The 18258-nt window shown below is 73.0% G+C and carries 19 protein-coding genes; 3 read left to right on the top strand and 16 right to left on the bottom strand.

Features of this window, described 5'->3' with window-relative positions; genetic code table 11:
- Positions 1–13 precede the first annotated feature (13 nt).
- On the bottom strand, positions 14–1126 hold the full coding sequence (locus J2X64_RS09575; RefSeq protein ID WP_310152927.1) for a sugar ABC transporter substrate-binding protein: 1113 nt from the start codon (positions 1124–1126) through the stop codon (positions 14–16).
- Between the two features lie 81 nt (positions 1127–1207).
- Positions 1208–2311, bottom strand: a complete 1104-nt coding sequence (locus tag J2X64_RS09570; protein ID WP_310152924.1) for an alcohol dehydrogenase catalytic domain-containing protein — start codon at positions 2309–2311, stop codon at positions 1208–1210.
- Between the two features lie 210 nt (positions 2312–2521).
- On the opposite strand from J2X64_RS09570, the gene J2X64_RS09565 reads away from it, so the two are divergent.
- On the top strand, positions 2522–3457 hold the full coding sequence (locus J2X64_RS09565) for a sugar-binding domain-containing protein (RefSeq protein ID WP_310152921.1): 936 nt from the start codon (positions 2522–2524) through the stop codon (positions 3455–3457).
- Positions 3458–3508: 51 nt separating this feature from the next.
- Here J2X64_RS09565 and J2X64_RS09560 read toward each other — a convergent pair whose 3' ends face one another.
- From J2X64_RS09560 to J2X64_RS09550, 3 genes are all read right to left on the bottom strand, one after another.
- On the bottom strand, positions 3509–3853 hold the full coding sequence (locus J2X64_RS09560; protein WP_310152913.1) for a cupin domain-containing protein: 345 nt from the start codon (positions 3851–3853) through the stop codon (positions 3509–3511).
- Positions 3854–3899: 46 nt separating this feature from the next.
- Positions 3900–4046 carry a hypothetical protein gene (locus tag J2X64_RS09555; protein ID WP_310152911.1) on the bottom strand — a complete coding sequence of 49 codons (147 nt, stop codon included), beginning with the start codon at positions 4044–4046 and terminating at the stop codon, positions 3900–3902.
- Between the two features lie 117 nt (positions 4047–4163).
- Positions 4164–4412, bottom strand: a complete 249-nt coding sequence (locus tag J2X64_RS09550; protein ID WP_310152910.1) for a DUF2630 family protein — start codon at positions 4410–4412, stop codon at positions 4164–4166.
- A 59-nt stretch (positions 4413–4471) separates the two neighbouring features.
- On the opposite strand from J2X64_RS09550, the gene J2X64_RS09545 reads away from it, so the two are divergent.
- Positions 4472–6424 carry a DUF362 domain-containing protein gene (locus tag J2X64_RS09545; RefSeq protein ID WP_310152907.1) on the top strand — a complete coding sequence of 651 codons (1953 nt, stop codon included), beginning with the start codon at positions 4472–4474 and terminating at the stop codon, positions 6422–6424.
- The gene (locus J2X64_RS09540) at positions 6421–7623 is read left to right on the top strand and encodes an NAD-dependent epimerase/dehydratase family protein (RefSeq protein WP_310152904.1); all 1203 of its coding nucleotides are present in this window, start codon (positions 6421–6423) and stop codon (positions 7621–7623) included. The genes J2X64_RS09545 and J2X64_RS09540 overlap by 4 nt, the downstream gene beginning before the upstream one ends.
- Here J2X64_RS09540 and J2X64_RS09535 read toward each other — a convergent pair.
- From J2X64_RS09535 to J2X64_RS09485, 11 genes are all read right to left on the bottom strand, one after another.
- Entirely contained in the window at positions 7571–8272 is a 702-nt protein-coding gene (locus tag J2X64_RS09535; protein WP_310152901.1) for a hypothetical protein, read from the bottom strand. The two genes, J2X64_RS09540 and J2X64_RS09535, sit on opposite strands and share 53 nt — an antisense overlap.
- Entirely contained in the window at positions 8269–9207 is a 939-nt protein-coding gene (locus J2X64_RS09530; RefSeq protein ID WP_310152898.1) for a hypothetical protein, read from the bottom strand. The genes J2X64_RS09535 and J2X64_RS09530 overlap by 4 nt, the downstream gene beginning before the upstream one ends.
- Positions 9204–9938 carry a hypothetical protein gene (locus tag J2X64_RS09525; RefSeq protein ID WP_310152895.1) on the bottom strand — a complete coding sequence of 245 codons (735 nt, stop codon included), beginning with the start codon at positions 9936–9938 and terminating at the stop codon, positions 9204–9206. The genes J2X64_RS09530 and J2X64_RS09525 overlap by 4 nt, the downstream gene beginning before the upstream one ends.
- A gap of 7 nt (positions 9939–9945) precedes the next feature.
- Entirely contained in the window at positions 9946–10404 is a 459-nt protein-coding gene (locus J2X64_RS09520) for a hypothetical protein (RefSeq protein WP_310152892.1), read from the bottom strand.
- Positions 10404–11642, bottom strand: a complete 1239-nt coding sequence (locus J2X64_RS09515) for a hypothetical protein (protein WP_310152889.1) — start codon at positions 11640–11642, stop codon at positions 10404–10406. The genes J2X64_RS09520 and J2X64_RS09515 overlap by 1 nt, the downstream gene beginning before the upstream one ends.
- Before the next feature lie 212 nt (positions 11643–11854).
- Complete coding sequence (locus J2X64_RS09510) at positions 11855–13561, bottom strand: AMP-binding protein (protein ID WP_310152886.1); 1707 nt, start codon at positions 13559–13561, stop codon at positions 11855–11857.
- 71 nt (positions 13562–13632) lie between these two features.
- Positions 13633–14016 carry a MarR family transcriptional regulator gene (locus J2X64_RS09505; RefSeq protein WP_310152883.1) on the bottom strand — a complete coding sequence of 128 codons (384 nt, stop codon included), beginning with the start codon at positions 14014–14016 and terminating at the stop codon, positions 13633–13635.
- A gap of 164 nt (positions 14017–14180) precedes the next feature.
- Positions 14181–15383: a pyrophosphate--fructose-6-phosphate 1-phosphotransferase gene (locus J2X64_RS09500; RefSeq protein WP_310152880.1), complete on the bottom strand. Its 1203-nt coding sequence runs from the start codon at positions 15381–15383 to the stop codon at positions 14181–14183.
- A gap of 81 nt (positions 15384–15464) precedes the next feature.
- Positions 15465–16334 (bottom strand): L,D-transpeptidase family protein, encoded by an 870-nt coding sequence (locus J2X64_RS09495; protein ID WP_310152877.1) that lies wholly within the window; start codon positions 16332–16334, stop codon positions 15465–15467.
- On the bottom strand, positions 16331–17257 hold the full coding sequence (locus tag J2X64_RS09490; protein WP_310152874.1) for a M15 family metallopeptidase: 927 nt from the start codon (positions 17255–17257) through the stop codon (positions 16331–16333). Before J2X64_RS09490 ends, J2X64_RS09495 begins: the two co-directional genes overlap by 4 nt.
- Before the next feature lie 61 nt (positions 17258–17318).
- Entirely contained in the window at positions 17319–18200 is an 882-nt protein-coding gene (locus tag J2X64_RS09485; RefSeq protein WP_310152871.1) for a LytR C-terminal domain-containing protein, read from the bottom strand.
- Between the last annotated feature and the right edge of the window lie 58 nt (positions 18201–18258).

Below are 18258 nucleotides of genomic sequence, written 5' to 3'. Positions count from 1 at the left end.
ACCGTGCTGCGCGTCAGGAGATTCCGAGCGTCTTGCAGCCGGCCGCGTAGGCACCGGTGCACAGGTCGGAGGCCTTGGCGATGTTGGTGTCGATGATCTCCGCCTTGAGGTTCTCCTTGGTGATCACCTTGGGGACGAAGAGCATGGTGGGCGCGTTGAAGACGGTGGTGAGCTTCCCGCCACCGACTGCCTCGACCTGCTTGCCCTGGACCAGGTCGACGACCACCTGCGCGGCTGCACCGGCGACGATCTCGCTCGGCTTGGAGATGGTGTTGTACTGGTCGCCGGCGATGATGAGCTGCAGGCCGGCGGTGGTGGCGTCGTTGCCGGTGACCGGCGGGACGGGCTTGACGTTGGCTGCCTTCAGGGCCGCGATCGAGCCACCACCGGTGCCGTCGTTGGCCGCGACGATGCCGCCGATCTTGTCGCCGAAGCGGGAGACCTGGCCCGCGACCCACTGCTGGGCCTTGGTCGGCTCCCAGTCAGGGGTGTCGTACTCCGCCAGCGTCGTGTAGCCACTCCCCGCGAGCCCCTCGTGGATGCCCTTCTTGATCAGGCCCGCCGCCGCATCGGTCGGGGAGCCGTTGACCTCGAGGATGCCCTTGCTCGTCGGCACCGAGGTGTCCTTCAGGTGCTTGACCAGGGACTGGGCGATCGACTTGCCGATCTCCTCGTTGTCGAAGGACACGTAGTAGTCGACCTTGGCGTTGGGGATGGGCCGGTCGTATGCGACGACCTTGATCCCGCGCGCTTGCGCCCGGGCCACCATGGAAGTCGCGGCCGTCGAGTCGACCGGGTCGAGCACGATGGCCTTCACGCCCTGGGAGATGGCTGCGTTGAACTGCTGCTGCTGCTTGGAGGCGTCACCGGTCGCGTTGTTGTAGAGGACGCTGCAGCTCGAGCAGAGCTTGGCGAGGGCGCTCTTGAAGCCCGGGGCGTCGTGCTGCTCGTACCGCGTGGATGCCTCGTCGGGCATGAGGAAGGCGACCTTCGCACCCTCGATGGAACCCTTGGCGGACCCGGACGAACCGGTGCTGGCTGACTTGCCCGAGCTGCATGCCGCGAGCGGCACGACCAGCGCGGCGGACAGCAGGATGGTGGCCTTCGTGGCGCGGGGGTGCTTCATGGCGTGGTCCTTGTCTCAGATGGGTGGTCGGGTGGGGCTGGGTGGACGGAACCGCAGGAGGTGTGGACGGGATGTCCTGCCTCAGGGCAGGAGGGAGACCTTGATCGACTCGGAGCCGCTCGCGACCAGGTTGAGGCCACGTGCGAACTCGCTGATGGGCAGCTGGTGGGTGCAGATGTCGTCGAGGGGTAGCCGCCCCTCCTCGATCAGCCGGATGGCCGCCGGCCAGCAGTTCGGGCCGAGGTGCGCACCGAGGACGTCCAGCTCCTTGTCGTCGCTGATGATCGTCCAGTCGACAGTCACCTCGTCCTTGAAGACGCTGTACTCGACGAAGCGCCCGAGCTTGCGCAGCAGCGAGAGGCCTTGCACGACCGCCGACGGGTGCCCCGTGCCCTCGAGGTAGACGTCGGCCCCGTAGCCGTCCGTGAGCTCCATGACCGTGGCGACGGGGTCCTGCTTGCCGATGTCGATCGTGACGGTGGCACCGGTACGTGCGGCGAGCTCCAGCTTGCGCGGTTCGAGGTCGAGGGCGATGACCTGCGCGGGGGACTTCGCAGCCGCACCGGCGATCATGCCCAGTCCGATCGGCCCGCAGCCGGCCACGACCACGACGTCGGAGAACCCGATGCGGGCCCGCTCGACGGCGTGCAGGGCGCACGAGAGCGGTTCGGCGAAGGCGGCGTGGGCGGGCGGGATGTCCGATCGCACGCGGTGCACCAGGGAGCCGCGGGTCAGCACCATGTACTCCTGCATCCCGCCCTGGGTCGCGCGCTTGAAGCCGTAGATGTTGTGCACCTGGCACATGTGGTACGCCCCCTCGAGGCAGTACCGGCAGGCGCCGCACGGCACGATCTGCTCGACGACGACGCGATCCCCTTCGTCGACCTGCCAGCGCTCGCGCGCCTCGGGCGAGATGGCGACGACGCGTCCGGTCACCTCGTGCCCGGGAACGACCTGGGTTTCCGCCCAGGCCGGCCGAGTGGCATCCCCCCAGAACTTGGCGGCGCCGTGGAAGCACTTGAGGTCGCTGGCGCAGATCCCGACGGCCTCGACGCGGATCAGCGCCTCCCCGGGACCGGCAGTGGGGACCGGGAGCCGCTCCAGCCGGTAGTCACCCGGCCCGTGGCAGACGACCGCCTGCATCGTCCCGTCGGCGTCGCCGAGCTCCTCAACGGTCTCGACCATGGGTGACCTCCTTTGGCCTGGTTGTCCGATCTGCCCTGAACCGGCATCGGATCCGCCATCACCGTAGGACTCGGTTGCACAATTGTCCAGCACAAATGTTCAAGCGATTCCACTATGCTGAACATCCGTGCACCAGCGCACGGCTCGACGACGCACCAGGGGGCGACCACGGTGGCAAGGGACTCGACCCCGAGGAACGAGCACGGGCCTGTGCGCCAACGCTTTCCGTCGCGACTGGTCTACGAGGCGGCACGGCTCTACTACCTCGAGGACGCCACCCAGGCGGAGATCGCGCGCCGCATCGGCACGAGCCGTCCCACGGTGAGCCGGCTGCTGGCGGCAGCCCGGGAGACGGGCATCGTGGAGGTCCGGGTCCGGGACCCCGAGCACGGTGCCGCTGCGGACCTTGAGCGTCGGCTCATCTCCTCGCTGGGGCTGACCAGCGCCTACGTCACCCCGTCGGCCCGAGGGGTGGAACCCGGGGTGCTGCTCGCCCCCCGGGTCGTCGAGGCTCTGGCTGCCGCCCAGCTCCGGGCGGGCGACGTCCTCATCGTGTCGTCAGGCGCGACGGTCTACACCGTCGCCCAGCAGAGCCTGCCTGCCATGCCGGGAGTCGTCCTGTGCCCGACGGTCGGTGGGGTGGAGGAGCCGGAGCCGCAGTACCAGACCAACGAGATCACCCGTGCCCTCGCCTTCAAGGTCCAGGGGAACCCCGTCATGCTGTACGCGCCGGCCATGCCCACGCCGTCGCTCCACCGGGTGCTCGTGAAGGACCCCCAGGTGCAGCGCGTGCACAACCTGTGGGACCGCGCCGACGCCGCCCTACTGGGCATCGGCGCACCCCCACACCGGCGATGGTCACTGCCCAGCGTCATCTCGGCCCACGAAGAGGCCATGCAGGCAGCCGTCGGGGACATCTGTGCGCGGCCCTACGACCGGGACGGCCAGCCGATCGACTTCCCCGGGTCGGAGCGTCTCATCGCGATCACCCTCGACGGGTTGCGCCGCATCCCGCACACCATCGGAGTGGGAGTGGGCGCCGACAAGGTCGAGTCGATCCGGGTTGCGGTGCGTGCCGGGTACGTGAAGGTCTTGGTCACGGACACGGCCACCGCCGAGCTGCTGCTCTCCGGCGACGAGGTCTGAGCGCCACGCGCGGGAGTACGACGGCACCACGGTCCGCCGGCGGGCAGGTCGTCAGGTCTGCGTCGACACGATGTCGACCGAGACCTCGACGGCCGTCTCGGTGCCCCGGTTCTCCAGCCAGTGCAGGGTGTTCCGGTCCTCCGGCCACCCGAGCCCCGGCCCGTACTCGGTTGCCACACCGTCCCGGTGGTCGGTGATGGTGCCCTGCAGCACGTAGACGGTGCCGGGCCGGCCCTTGTGATCGTGCTCGGGGCCGAAGGTGGCGCCTGGCGCCATGGTCACCAGGCGCATCCGCAGCTGCCGGCCCGCCATCCCCTCGATCTCCGGACCGAGGTCGACGGCGGCCAGGAGCTCGACGGTGACGCCCTGCGTCGAGGGCGAGGTCTGTTCGCTCACGGCGCCATGGTCCTCCGCCGCGCTGCACGGCGGAAGGGGCTCAGGCTCAGAGGCCCGCGCGGAGCAGCACCGTCAGCAGCACGGCCGCGGCATACAGGACCGCGACGGCGCCGGCCACGGCGGCGACGGTGTGCCCCACCCACCAGCGCGGCTGGTGGTGTGCAACGTGCAGGTGGTCGAGTGCTGTGCGCATTCCGCACCCCCTCGTCTCGGGTACCGGCCACTTCGAGGGTAGCCAGTTTCGACGGTAGGACCGCAGGGGCGAAGGTCACAGCCGCCACGCCGGAGCCCGGGCGGCCGCGATCGGGGCTCAGCCCCGGTAGTTCTCCACCGTCTTTGCGTCACGGACCTGGGCGCCACCCGGGTCCTCGCCGAACTCGCGACGGGCGCGGCGCTGGCGCAGCAGGTCCCAGCACTGGTCGAGCTCGACCTCGAGCGAGCGCAGTCGCGAGTTCTCCTCCTCGACGCTGATGTCGCCGTCGCCGAGCTGCGCGCGCAGCGAGTGCTCCTCGTCGATGAGTCCCTTGATGCGTTGGTGGATGTCGATGTCCTCGGCCACCCGCCCACTATGGCACCGAGGCCTTCCGCGGGCGAGGGATCCGCTGCTTTCATGGACGCGTGGCACCGGACGGTGTCGAGAGCCGGGAACCGCTCGCCTGCACCGTGGTCGGCGGCGGTGGTGTCGCGGGCCTGGACGCCGCGTGCGAGCGACTCGGCGTCGACATCGCAGGCCCGGCCGTGGTCCTCGCCCGCGTCAGCCCGCCCACCCCCGCGAGCGCGGAGGTCGTCCACGCCGTCGTCGACCTGCTCCACCGGCACGGGTGCGACGACGTGTCCGTCGGCGTCCGGCTCACCGTCGGTGACCACGACCGGGGGCACCGGTCCGCGTCCCTGCTCGCGCTCGACGCCGGCTTCAGCGGGCGCACCACCGAGGGGTGTCCGTATGCCGTGGTCGACCTCGGCGACGAGCTCGTCGCCGCCCCCGTGCCCGACACGGCCGTGCTCTCGGGCCACCCGTGCAGCGCCGTGTGGGCGGCCGCCGGCACGCGGGTGGTCGTCGGGCGTGCCGTCACCGACCTCGTCGACGGGTTCGCCGGGTCGCTGGAGACCCTGCTGGGTGCTGCCCCCGAGGTGGCCGGGGCCGAGCCGGCGGACGTCGCGGTCGATCTGCTGGTCCACCTGCCGCCCACGCTCGTCGTCGTCGACGCCCTGGCGCCGGCCGGTGGTGTGGACGGGGCCCGGCTGCCGGTCCCCCTGGACACCGGGGTCCTCGTGGTCGCGACGGATGCGGTCCTGGCGGACACCTGCGTCGCCGCCCTCCTCGGCCAGGACCGCGGCGCCTCCAGGCTCGTGGCCCGCGCCGTGCAGCGGCGCGGCTCGTCGCACGGCCGGCTCGAGGGCCGGGTCCCTGAGCCGACCCGGCCCCGTGGCCCGCACCCGCGCCTGCGGTCGGCGGCTGCGGCCCTGTCTGCCGAGCCGAGGCTCGAGCGGGTGCTGAGGGCGGCGGTCGGCCGCGCCGACGAGGGCGGGGAGCCGCCCGACCCGGTGGTGGCGACCTTGCGGGGACTTGTGACACCGCTGGTCGAGGCGGCGGACGACCTCGCTGGCCAGCTCGCCCTGGAGTCGCTGCTCACCCTCGCCCACGGCGTCGCGGGCTCGGCCCGGGCCTGGGCGGTCGCCGCGGACAAGGACGCGGCCGACCGGCGCGAGGTCCCGCTCGGGTTCGACCCCGCGGACTGGCCGGCCGAGGCGTACGACGGGCTGCCGGCGTTCCTCGCACCGTTCGAGGCGCTGCTCGACGGCTCCCGGTCCAACGCCGACGGGATGCGCTGGCGGCTCGTCGACGGCGCGACGGTCTTCGAGGTGTCCCGCGAGGTGCCGGCGGACTTCGACGCCTGGGTCGCCCGGGTCGACGTGGCGGCCGGGATCAGCCTGATGGCCGACTACCTGGGCGGACGGCGGGTCACCGTGCCCGGCAGCCCCGACCCCGGCGTGACGCGGCAGGCCGAGCGCAACCTCTACCTGCCCCAGCCGAACTGGGTCGCGGCCTGGGGCGGCCGGGCGATCGACGTCGGCAAGGTCGAGCTCGTCGAACGGCGCGAGGACGAGCACCGCCTGACCTGGCGGACCGTGGTCAGCCCCAACGGTTCCGCGACCTACGACGACGGGCTGCTCAGCTTCCGGCGGGCCGGGCGCGGGACCCGGGTCACGGTGCGCGGTCGCCAGCTCTTCTCGCTGCCCCCGGCGTGGGCCGGGGTCGACCTCGACCAGTGGCCGGAGGTGCGCACCCCGCTGCTCGAGGAGGCGTACCGCCGGTTCTTCACCACGACGTTCGACAACCTCGAGGCATGCTTCGAGGGGCGCGAGTTCCGCATCGGGCGGCCGCCACCCGACCCGCGCGAGCCGTTGCTCACCCGGTCGGTGGAGCTGCTCCTCGCCGCTGCGAGGGACTGGCTGGCCGACCGCAGCGCCGCGCGCGACGGGGTCCCCGCGGGGGACCCGGCCGAAGGAAGGGCGGAGGGCCCGCTCGTCGACGACCGCGGCTTCACCCACGTGCGGGGCCCGCGATGAGGGTGGCGGTCACCGGGGCCACCGGCCTGGTCGGCACGCAGGTCGTGGCGGCCGCGCTGGCGCACGGGCACGAGGTCGTGGCCGTGGCGCGGGAACCCGGCCCACCCGTGCCCGTGGCCGGCGGGGCTGCGGTGGAGCGGCGCGTCGCCGCGCTCACGGACCCGGAAGGCCTGCGGAGCGCCTTCGCCGGCTGCGACGCAGTGGTGCACTGCGCGGCCGTGTACGCGTTCGGGGCGGCGCGTGCGGCCGAGGTAGGGCAGGTCAACGTGGACGGCACCACCTCCGTGGTGCACGCCGCCGCCGACGCCGGGCTCGACCGGGTCGTGGTGACGAGCTCGAGCGTGACCCGCGGCTCCAGCGTGCTCCCCGTCTCCCGTACCGAGGACGACCGGCTCGGTGACGAGCCCGCTCCCGCCTACTACGCCAGCAAGGTGGCACAGGAGGAGGCGGCCCTCGCGGCCGGGCGCGAGCACGGCATACCGGTCGTCCTGGCCCTGCCCACCGTCGTCCTCGGCGGCCCGTTCACCCGCCTCGCACCGAGCAACGCCATCGTCCTGCGCTACCTGCTCGACCCGACCCGCAGCACCTTCCCCGGCGGCTGCAACGTGGTCGACGCCCGCGACGTCGGCGCCGGGCACGTCGTCCTGCTCGAGCGGGGCGAGCCGGGCGGGCGCTACCTGCTCGGTGGCGAGGACGTCACCTGGCGGACTCTGCACACCCTCGTCTCCGAGCTGGCCGGGCTGCCGGGGCCCTTCGCCGAGCTGCCGGCCGCGAGCGCGTGGGGCATCGCCGCCGTCACCGAGTGGTGGGCGAGCCTCACCGAGCAGCAGCCGCTGTCGACCCGCGACGAGGCCAGCACGGTGGGCCGCCACTACTGGTACTCCAGCGCCAGGGCGCGCGGGCTCGGGTATGCCGCGCGGCCGGCGCGCGAGGCGGTCGCCGCCTCGCTGGCGTGGCTGGCGGTGAGCCGGGACCTGCCGCGCTGGGCGCGCGAGGGCCTGCGGCTGCACGCGGACGTGCGGGCCGCACGGGAGCTCGTGCCCGGGCCCCTCGGCGACGTCCAGGGCGATGCGGGTGTGGACGCGGGCGCCGGGGCGGGTTCGCCCGAGGGCGGTGCCGGCGGGTCGACAGCGGGGCCCGCGGCGGTCAGGCCACGACCTCGACGGTCACCTCCAGCGTGGCCTCGTCGCCCCCGCTGACCTCGACCGTCCCCTGGTACCGGTCACCGACCGCCGCGTCGGCGGCGTCGAGGTCCACCTCGAGGCGCACCGGGTGGTCCCCGCCGGCGGCAACTGTGACGTGCTCAGGGTCGACCCGCAGCCGGGCGGCCACGAGGGCGCCCGCGGGGTCGCGCAGGTCGCTGGGTGTCAGCTCCACCCGGCGGGCCCGGGTGTGCCGGTTGACGACCGTCACCGTGGCCTGGGCGGTCTGGCCGAGCACGCCGCGCAGGACGACGGCCGAGCGGCGGGTGCCGTCGGGTGCGCCCTCGGCCGGAGGCGGGCCGCCCGCGGACGGTCCCCGGGTCGGCCGGGTGTGGTCCCTGCCCCGTGAGCCGGCCGCCGAGGCCTCGCTCACCACACGGGCCGCGCTGCGCGTGCCGAGGGCGAGCAGCTCGCTGGCGTAGTCGAGGCCGAGGGCCCCGACCTCGCGCCAGTAGCGCGCCCCCTCGCGGCTGACCGCGTCCACGTAGGCGCGGCCCGCGCTCGACCGATCGACCTCACCGCTCAGCGTCGCGCGGCCGAGCTCGAGCGACTGCTTGGCGAGGTTGGCCTGGGCCTGCAGCGCCTGCCGGGCCAGCTCGGTGATCCGCGCGAGGGTCTCGTCGGTGCCGGTCGTGCGCTCGCTCATCGGTGCCCCTCGCAGCAGCACCCGCAGCCGCACCCGACGTCGACGGGGTCGCACTCGGCCGGCAGCACCACGAGCGCGACCCGCTGGGGCCGGGCGCACCCCTCGAACCGCACGTCGGCATACGCCGTGGAACAGGAGTCCACGTCCACGCCGCGCAGGACGGACGCCTGCCGGACCGCCTCCTCCCCCACGTCGGCGGCAGAACGCGCACGCTCGTCCTTGGCGGGATCAGCCTGTCCCGGTTTCCCCGGGGGCTCGGTCGTGGTGTCGCCGGCGGCCTTGGAACCGGTGGCGGTGACGAGCAGCCGCACGACGCGGTCCTCGCACGGCGCCAGCGTGAGGCTCGTGTCCTCGAGACGGGCCCGGACCTCGAGCGCGTCACCTCCGCAGGCGTGCCACGGCCCGACCTCGAGGGTGACCTCGCGCTCCCGGCGCCATGGGTTGTGCAGGCGGAACGGCACCACGCGGACCTCGCCGGCCCGCGCCCGGACGATGACGTCCGCCTCGGGGACGCAGCAGTCGCAGGGACCGGCGCAGCAGCCGTGGGTGTGCTCGTGAGCGCGACACTCCGCGCACCCGCAGCCCTCGTGGTGGCGTGCGTGCTCGTGACCGCGACACTCCCCGCACCCGCAGCCCTCGTGGTGGTGCCCGGCACGCTGCTCCCAGCCGTGGTGGTCGTGGTGGTGCTCGTGGCCCGGGTGACCGCCGCGCACGTGATCGTGGCGGGCGGCCGTACCCGCGCCCGGCACGACCCGGGGCGGCGAGCCCGGCTGCACCCGCGGCATCCCGAGCGCGTCGGCGCCTGCGTCGGCGACCGGCTGCCACGCCCGCGTCCACTGCTCCCAGGCGGACGTGGACTGGTCCGCCCACTGCTGCACGGCCTCGGCCAGGCCGGTGCGCAGCGTCGTGAGGTACTCCGGTGCCGTGGTGCTCATGACAACTCCTCCGATGCGGTGCGAGGCAGGACGACGACCTCGAGGTCGGCGGTCCCGACGGGGATGCGGGCGACGTGTCGCCGGGTGGGGTCCAGGTCGTCGGGGACGGTGAGGTCGGCGGCGACGCTGACGATGGCGCCGGGCTCGACGGTGGTCGGGTCGAGCACCGTGAGGGAGACGTCCGGGCCCGGGTCGGGGCCGCCGTCGTCGGTCCGCGCCCGGGTGAGCGCGGCCAGGGGGATGTCGACGTTGCCGTGGTTGACGAGGGTCAGCGGCAGGCGCTGGCGCCCCGGCGTGGCGAGCACGCGGGACGGGCTCAGGTGGAGGTCGAGCTCCGGCTCGACCAGGACCCGCACCGGTCGGCGCGTGCCGCCGACCTCCAGCTCGGCCTCGAGCTCGCCGGGTGGCGTCGTGCGGGAGAGGCTGACCGACACCGGCACGGAGGCGGTCGCGCCCGGGGAGATCAGGGCGGTGGCGAGTCCGGCGACGGGTTCCTGTCCGGACCGGTGCAGCACGGCTCCCCGCACCGACACCCGCTCGGAGACGGCGTTCTCGACCGAGACCGTCGCGTGCAGCCGGCCCGGCGGTCCGGTCAGGACGATCTCGTCCGCGACGGAGGCCGTCCGTGCGCGCTCGGCGGGACCGGGATCGGCGGAGCGGCCCGCCGCGCGTGGGGATCGCGCGCTGGAGGCGCGGGCGGTGGACGAGGGCTTGCGGCGGCTGGTCGGCATGGCGCCCTCACAGGTCGATCACGACGGGGCCGTGGTGCTCGGGACGGATGTGCGCGGTGGCGCGCCCCCGCACCGTGAGCGAGAACAGCTCCAGGCCGAGGACCGACCAGCCCCACGTCTGCTCGTACGGCGTGCACACCTCGGTGGCGGGGGGCGGCCCCAGCTCCAGTCGCACGCACGTGTCGACGGCCACCGGCTTGAGGTCCACCGATGACGTGGTGTCCACGCTCGACCGGCTCTCGAGGTTCGAGGTGGTGTTCACCGTCGAGGTCGTCGTCACCGGCTCGAGGGTGATCGTCGCGTCGGAGTGCACGGTGTTGGTGCCGTTGTTGGTGTTGGTCGTCCCACCGGCCAGCGTCAGCTTCATGTCGTCGAGCCCCGTGAGGGTCGAGGTCACGTCGGCGTTCACGTCCGAGCTGAAGGTGTTGCCCCCGTAGACGGTGGTGTCGATGCTGTAGTTGGCCATCAGGGCTCTCCTGCGGTGGGCGTGGGTGGGCTGACGAGGTAGGAGTGGTGGAAGCCGAGGCGCGGGTCGCCGAACGCGCCCACCCTGGGGTCGAGGTCCTGCAGCTCCGGCATGACGACGCGGTCACGCAGCTCCAGCGACGGGTAGTCGTAGACGGTGATGTGGTTCTGCCCGCGGTTGGCCGTGAAGAGCAGCGTCTGGTCGGCGGACAGCTGGCACGCGTAGATGCCGTCGACGAACGCGCCACGGCTCACCCGCAGCGACTCGGCATACAGGTGGCTGTTGCCGAAGACGTTGCCGCGCATGAACGACTCGGCGATGGTGCTCGCGCTCTGGCGCGTCAGCGCCAGGCTCTCCAGCGCGCCCGGGTGCTCGTCGATGAGGCGGTGGTGGCTCAGCGTGAGCAGGTCGACGAGGACGACCGTGTGGCTGCCGCCGGTGCAGAAGATCAGCTCGGAGTCGGAGATGGTGACGTCGGAGTTGACGTGCGCGGGCAGGTCACGGTCACCGGTCCAGTGCCGGACCACGCGGCCGTCCTCGGCGTCGATCTCGAAGGCGTACTGGCGCAGCCACGCCATGCCCCAGTGCTCGTAGTCGGTGCGGTCCGCGGGGTGCACGCGGAACGAGATCGCGTAGAAGACGTCGAGCACCGGGTGGCACACGACGTGCCAGCAGGTGGTCGGCAGGGGCACGCGCCGGACCTCGCCGGTGACGGTGTCGAGGATCCCGACCTCCTTGGCCTCACCGCGGGTCGGGTGGTCCATCCCGCCGTAGACGACGTAGCGACCGGAGGCGGTGCGCTTCATGGCGTGCGGGATCTTGAGCTGGTGCGGCGCGACCTGCTCGGCCTTGGTGAGCCGGTTGACGTCGAACTTCCACAGGTGCTCGCCGATCGAGGTGACGAACTGGGTGTCGTCGAGCCAGACCAGGTGGGTGCTGCCCTTGATCGTCGTGTCGGGCACCTCGAACCGCAGGGTGGAGACCCGGTCCGCCTCCTCGAGCGTGGCGAGGTCATAGAAGAGCAGGTGCTGGCCGGTGTTGCCCAGGAACCCGATCCGGCGGCTGGGGTCGACGCTGGGCGCGTGGCCACCGGAGGCGCCGTCGAAGTAGGTGACCTTGTACGCGTGGTCGCCGGTCTCGGGGTCGTAGTGGAACAGGCACACGCCGGCCCTGCCCTCGAGCCCGTTCAGCCCATTGCCGTCGAGGGCGACGTGGAACGCATATGGGTAGGTGCGCATGTGCCCCCGGCCCGCTTGCCCCGGTCGTGCAGTCGGCGGCCCTGGCGGAACCACCGCACTTCACGGTACCCGCGACCGAACCGGCGTGACAGGGGTCAACGGCGCCCCAGTCCGCCCAACCACGCGCTGGGCCGGCCCTTTTGCCCGCTATCGGCGCATTTCACGGACACCGTTGCGCCGCAACGAGTTGCGTCAGGCCACAGGGCGCCGGGTCAGCGGAACAGCTCGGGGAACTGGTCGTCCCGGAACTCCTCCGACAGCGACGTCCCGCCGTCGAACGCCTGCTGCTCCCGGTCGCGCAGCTCGACCCGGCGGATCTTGCCCGAGATGGTCTTGGGCAGCTCGTAGAACTCGATGCGGCGCACGCGCAGGTACGGCGCGAGGTTGGCGCGGGCGTGGGCCAGGATCGACTTCGCCGTCTCCGCGTCGGCCGCGTGCCCCGCCGCGAGTGCGATGTATGCCTTGGGCACGGCCAGGCGCGTGGGGTCCGGGGCCGGGACGACGGCGGCCTCGGCCACGGCAGGGTGCTCGATGAGGACCGACTCCAGCTCGAACGGCGACACCTTGTAGTCGCTGGCCTTGAACACGTCGTCGGTCCGCCCGATGTAGGTGATGTAGCCGTCCTCGTCCCGCTGGGCGACGTCGCCGGTGTGGTAGAAACCGCCCGCCATCGCCTCGGCCTGCCGCTCCTCGTCGCCGAGGTAGCCGGTCATGAGGTTGACCGGGTGCTGCGACAGGTCGAGGACGATCTCGCCCTCGTCCGCGCGCTCACCCGTCAGCGGGTCCACGAGCTCCACCGGGACGCCGGGCATCGGCCGCCCCATCGACCCCGGCTTCACCCGGTCGCCGGCGATGTTGCCGACCTGCAGCGTGGTCTCGGTCTGGCCGTACCCGTCGCGGATCGTGATGCCCCACGCCTTCTCGACCTGGGTGATGACCTCGGGGTTGAGCGGCTCCCCCGCGGCCAGCAGCTCCCGCAGCGAGCCCTTTCCCTCCGCGCCGCCGAGGTCGGCCTGGATCAGCATGCGCCACACCGTCGGCGGGGCGCAGAACGTCGTCACACCGGCCCGACGGATCTGTTCGAGCAGGGCCGCTGCGTCGAACCGCGCGTAGTTGTATACGAAGATCGTGGCCTCGGCGATCCACGGCGCGAAGAAGCAGGACCACGCGTGCTTGGCCCATCCGGGCGAGCTGATCGCCAGGTGCACGTCGCCGGGGCGGACGCCGATCCAGTACATCGTCGACAGGTGCCCGACGGGGTAGGACACCTGCGTGTGCTCGACCAGCTTGGGCTTGCTCGTCGTCCCGGACGTGAAGTAGAGCAGCAGCGGGTCCGAGGGCGCGGTGGCCGTCTCGAACGGATGGCCCTGCACGGCATACGCATCGGCGTAGGAGTGCCAGCCCTGCGACTCGCCCACGACCACGCGCAGGTAGCTCCCGGGCACCTCCTCGAACTTCGGCGCGTCCGCGGCGTTGGCCACGACCACCTTGGCGCCGCCGCGGTCGACGCGGTCGCGCAGGTCCTGCGGCCCGAGGGCCGCAGTCGTCGGCATGACGACGGCCCCGAGCTTGAAGACCGCGAGCATGGCCTCCCAGAGCTCGACCTGGTTGCCGAGCATCAGGAGCACCCGGTCGCCCTGTGCCACACCGAGATCCGCGAGCCAGACCGCCACCTGGTCGGACCGCGAGGCGAGCTCGTCGAAGGTGAGCCGCTGCTCGCTGCCGTCCTCCTCGACGATCCACAGGGCCGTGGAGTCGTTGCCTCGCGCCATGGCGTCGAACCAGTCGACCGCCCAGTTGAACCGGTCACCCACGTCGGGCCAGCGGAACTCGCGCACCGCGTCGTCGTGCCGGCCGGAGAGGGAGACGAGCTGGTCGCGGGCTGCGCGGTATGCCGTGGTGGCGGTGCTGGGGGCCATGGCCCGACCCTGCTACGCCGGTGAGCCCTCCGCAAGGGTTCGCCACCCACGCGACCGGCGACCGGCGGTGGTCAGGAGTCGGCCATGGCGGTCAGCAGCTCGGCGGCCCGGGCGAGGACCTTCCGGTCGGACTCGGGGAGGTCGTCGAGGCACGCCTGCAGCCACGCGTTGCGGCGGGCGCGGGCCTCGCGGGACACCCGGGCCCCTTCCGCGGTGGCGGCGATGAGGACGCGCCGGCCGTCGTCGGGGTCGGGGACCCGCTCGGCGAGACCGGCCCCGGTGAGCCGGTTGACCGCCTGGCTCATCGAGGGCGGTGTCACCCGGTGGTACTGGCTCAGCGCGGTGAGCGTGTGCGGTCCGTACTTCTCGATGCGGGCGAGCACCGACAGGGCCACCTCGCCGAGGTCACCCTCGATGCGCTCGGACCGGAAGCGGCTGCCCGCCGTGGACGCCACGCCCTGAGCCGGCAGGCACCCGCCGCCGACCACCGACCACCTGAGTTTCTGGGCGGGTGCCGTTCGTGGCCCCAGGTCCACGAACGGTCGCGAACGACCCCCCGGGACGACCGTTCGTGGCGTCAGGTCCACGAACAGTCATTCGAGCCTGGGCCCACGCACACCTAGGCCTGTCCGATGTCCTGCAGCAGCCCGGCGAACCACTCGACCGAGGGGTCGAAGGCCTTGCCGCCCTTGATCCGCTCGAACTCGATCGCGCGCAGCTCGTCGCCCCGCTCCTCGTCCTGCCCCACGACACCGGACTCGCCCCGCAGGGCCGCGTCCACGGCATACGTCGTGCACCGGCGGATGAGCTCGAGGTCGGCCGCGTTGGGGGCGGCCGACCGCGCGAAGTAGCCACTCTTCTGCACCAGCACCTTGTCGGCGCCGAGCTGCTCGGCGAACTGCTTGGCGAACCACGCGCCGGGGTTGATGTCGTCGAGCCGCACGTGGCCGAACGGGTCGCGGGGCACGTCCTCGCCGGCCTGCTCCATCGACGCGACGATCTCGGCGACGCCGGCACCCTCCGAGACGAACAGGTTGACGCCGTCGGCCCGCTCCATGAGCCCTCGCAGCCGGCTGGCCTCCTCGGCGATGTCGAACGGCCGCTCGGGCACGTAGACCCCGTGCACGTCCCAGCGCTCGGGCGAGTTCTCCAGCCACCCGGCGAACTCGGCGCCCTGCACCCAGCGGTGGTGCTCCAGCGCGGTGGCCGCGGTCAGCCAGCCGCAGTTGCGGCCCATGACCTCGTGGACGACGAGCATGCGGGGGTTCGAGGAGTGCTCGGCGACGATGTTGCGCGCGTAGATCGCGCCCTGCTCGGCCGCCGTCCACGCGCCGAGCGACTGCCGGATCGGGACGACGTCGTTGTCGATCGTCTTCGGCAGGCCCACCACCGTGAGCGTGTGCCCGTGCTCGCGCAGGTATGCCGCGAGGTCGGCCGCCGTGCCGTTGGTGTCGTCACCGCCGATGGTGTGCAGGACGTCGACGCCGTCGGCCGTGAGCTGCTCGGCCGCGACCTGGAGCGGGTCCTGCCCCTCCTTCACCAGGCCGCGCCGGACGCAGTCCGCGACGTTGGTGAGCTTGACCCGGCTGTTGCCGATGGGGCTGCCCCCGAAGGCGTGCAGCCGGTGGGCGGCCCTGCGCACCTCGTCGGTGACCTCGACGGAGTCGCCGGTCAGCAGGCCGGCATACCCGTTGCGGTAGGCCAGGATCCGCACGTCGGGCGCGACCTCGGTGTACCGCTCGATGAGGCCGCCCACGGCGGACGAGAGGCAGGGGGCGAGGCCGCCCGCGGTGAGCATGGCGACAGTGCGCACGTCGGTCATGCCCTCACTCTGCCAACTCGCCGTCCCGACGACCAGAGCCGTCCGGGGTGCGTCGCAGACCTCGGCGCCCGCCGGCCCGGGTCAGCTGATCGACATGACGGCGCCGGGGCGCTCCCAGCGGAACACTGCGAGCAGGGAGGCCGTGGGCAGCGAGATGCAGCCGGCGGTGCCGCGGCCCTTGTCCACGTGGAAGAAGATCGCGGACCCCTTGCCGGGCACGCGGGCCTCGTTGTAGCCGACCACCTGCGCGTAGTCGTACGCCGGGACCTGAAGCAGCGGCTCGGCCGAGGACCAGCGGCCGTTCGCGGGCTTGCGCTGGTGGGTGTTGTAGAGGCTGGAGGCCGGGTCGTCGACCCAGACGTCGTTCGCGTCCACCCGGAACCAGCCCTGCGCGAGGCCAGGGTTGCCTTGGACACCGAAGCCGCCGCGCAGCGGGAACGTGCCTGCGGGGGTCTTCAGGTCGCCCTCCCGCTTGGACCAGGTGACGCCGTTCAGCCCGACGTGGCCGTAGTAGGGGCCGAGCTCGAGCCGGTAGGCGCCCGACACCCGGCGGCAGGCGCGAACCATGGCGGAGGAGCCGGAGCCCTTGACCAGGACCACCTGCGTGGCCGTGACACCGGACGGCACGCTGCAGCGCGGGCGGTACGAGGTCGTCGCGGAGGCCGTGCGCGAGGGGGTGGCCGTCGGGGTCGGGCGCTTCGTGGGGGTGGTCCGGGTCGGCTTCGGGGCCGGCGGCCGGGTGGTGGTCGTCGTCGGCGCCGTCGTGGTGGAGGTCGTGGTCGCGGGTGTCGTCGTCGAGGTGCTGGAGCCCGTGCGCGTGGGGGAGGCGGACGGGGCCCCGCCACCACAGCCGGTGAGCACCACCAGGGCCGCGGCGGCGACGGCGAGCGCGGGCCGCCTGCGCGCCGACAGGGACGGTGCGAGCCGGGACGGCCGGGGACGGCGGTTCACCGGTCGAAGTGCTGGTAGTCGGGCTGGGACCACAGGCCGCCCCAGCGCAGGCCCTGGCTGGTGAACGCGCGCACCGCGGCGCTCCCGCTGGAGGAGAAGACTCCGGGCGCCGGGCCGCGGCGGTGCAGCCAGTAGGTGCCCGGGTAAACGGTGCCGTCGCTGTCGACGTAGGGGTTCTCGAAGTCGTTGACGTCGATCGCCGTGCCGTAGGCGTGCTTGCTGTACACCTTCGAGGCCTCCTGCCCGCCGACGTAGCGGCAGTTGAAGGCGGAGGTGTTGTCGGCCCGCATGGCCGCGTAGTCGTCGGCCCCGGGCCCCTTGGGATTCCTGCCCCAGCCCGAGTCCATGGGCCGCATCTGCCGGGTCCGGAACCGCAGGTCGTACAGCCGGGTGAAGCCGGCCGCCGCGGCGTCGGCAATGCTCGCGTTGACGACCACGGCGCCGCGCGACCGCTTGCCGTCGAACCCCCAGAAGTTGACCCGCACGTAGCGCAGCTGCGAGCGCCCGACCGGGCACCCGGCCGTCCACGAGTACCCCACCATCCGGGCCCACACCGAGTCCGGGACCGGGCTGATGGTCGCGTTCGCGCCGGTGCCGACCGCGGGCTCGTTGCGCGGGAACCGGACCGTGGGCTCGGCGCCGGCCCGGGGCACGGGTGGCAGCGTCGCCGCGGAGGCGGCCGGCCCCCTGGTGGTCGTTGACGGACGCGGTGGGGGCGACGTCCGCGTCGTCGGGGCCGCCGACGTCGTGGTCGTCGTGGTGGACCGCGTGGTCGCGGGCGCGCTCGTCGAGGACGAGGACGGGGCGGACGCCGAGGGGGTCGTCGCCGCGACGGCGGAGCGGTCGGGTGACCCGCCGCACCCGGCCACGAGGGCCACGGCGAGGCAGGCGGGGGCTACGGCATACCGGCGTCGGGACTGCATCGGGACACCACTGTGCCCCGGGCACCCCCGCCCGGCCAAGCCGGGTCCGGCGGCGCCGGACTCACCCGTCGCTGCAGGGGCGGGCCACGGTGGGGGTCACGGCCTTGGGCCGCGGCGGGAGCGGCGGGACCTCGGCCGCGGGGACGAGCGCGGTGTACTTGTTGCCGATGACCACGTCGACGGACGCGTCCGTGCGGGCGTCCTTGACGAGCTCGGCGCCGGGGACGTGCTCGGCCAGCAGCGCGGCGTTGAGGTCGCCGAGCTCGCCGTAGCGGATGACGGCCGTGCCGAGCTGCATCGTGCGCAGCGGGTCGTTAGAGACGTCCTTGACCTTGAAGCCGCGGCCCTTGAGCTCGTTCGCGACGACCTTGGCCAGGCCGGTCTTGTAGGTCGTGTTGTAGACGTTGACCGGCACCTCGGACGGGATCGGCTTGAGCCGCGGCGGCAGCGGGACCAGGCCCTTGTAGCCGAGGCCGACCACGACGTCGACCGACGTGCCGGACCTGACGTCCTCGAAGAGCTTGGCACCGGGGATCTGCTGGGCCGCGAGCAGCGCCTGGTCCAGCCCGGCGGGGCCGTAGTGGACGACGGCGGGCTGGGTGACGTACCAGGAGTCGGGGGCGTTGCTGATGCCGCCGACCTTGAACTGGCGCTTCCCGTAGCCGGCAGCCACCTCGGCGGCGACACCGGAGCGGCCGGTCGCGTTCATGACGTTGACGGTGAAGGACCCGCGGGCGGGCGCCGGGACGACCTGGGGTGTGCAGGCGGGCTTGGGCTTCGGGGGCGTCATGAGGCCGGCGGAGTATGCCGCGGTGATGCTCGCGGTGCCGAGGAGCACCCCGGGCACGGTCACGAACAGCAGGATCTGGCGCAGCCGGTGCTTGCGCCAGACCTCCGTGGCCGTGCGGTCGTCGTCGACGGCGGTGCGGTCCTCGTCCGACATGTCTCCCCCTGGCTCTGCTGCGGCGAAGCGGCCGCCGGTCTCTGCGTCTCGAGTCACA

Source organism: Phycicoccus sp. 3266, from assembly GCF_031456495.1.
Lineage (GTDB): Bacteria > Actinomycetota > Actinomycetes > Actinomycetales > Dermatophilaceae > Pedococcus.
The sequence above is the reverse complement of the archived record's forward strand: the minus strand, read 5'-3'. Positions and strand labels throughout refer to the sequence as shown.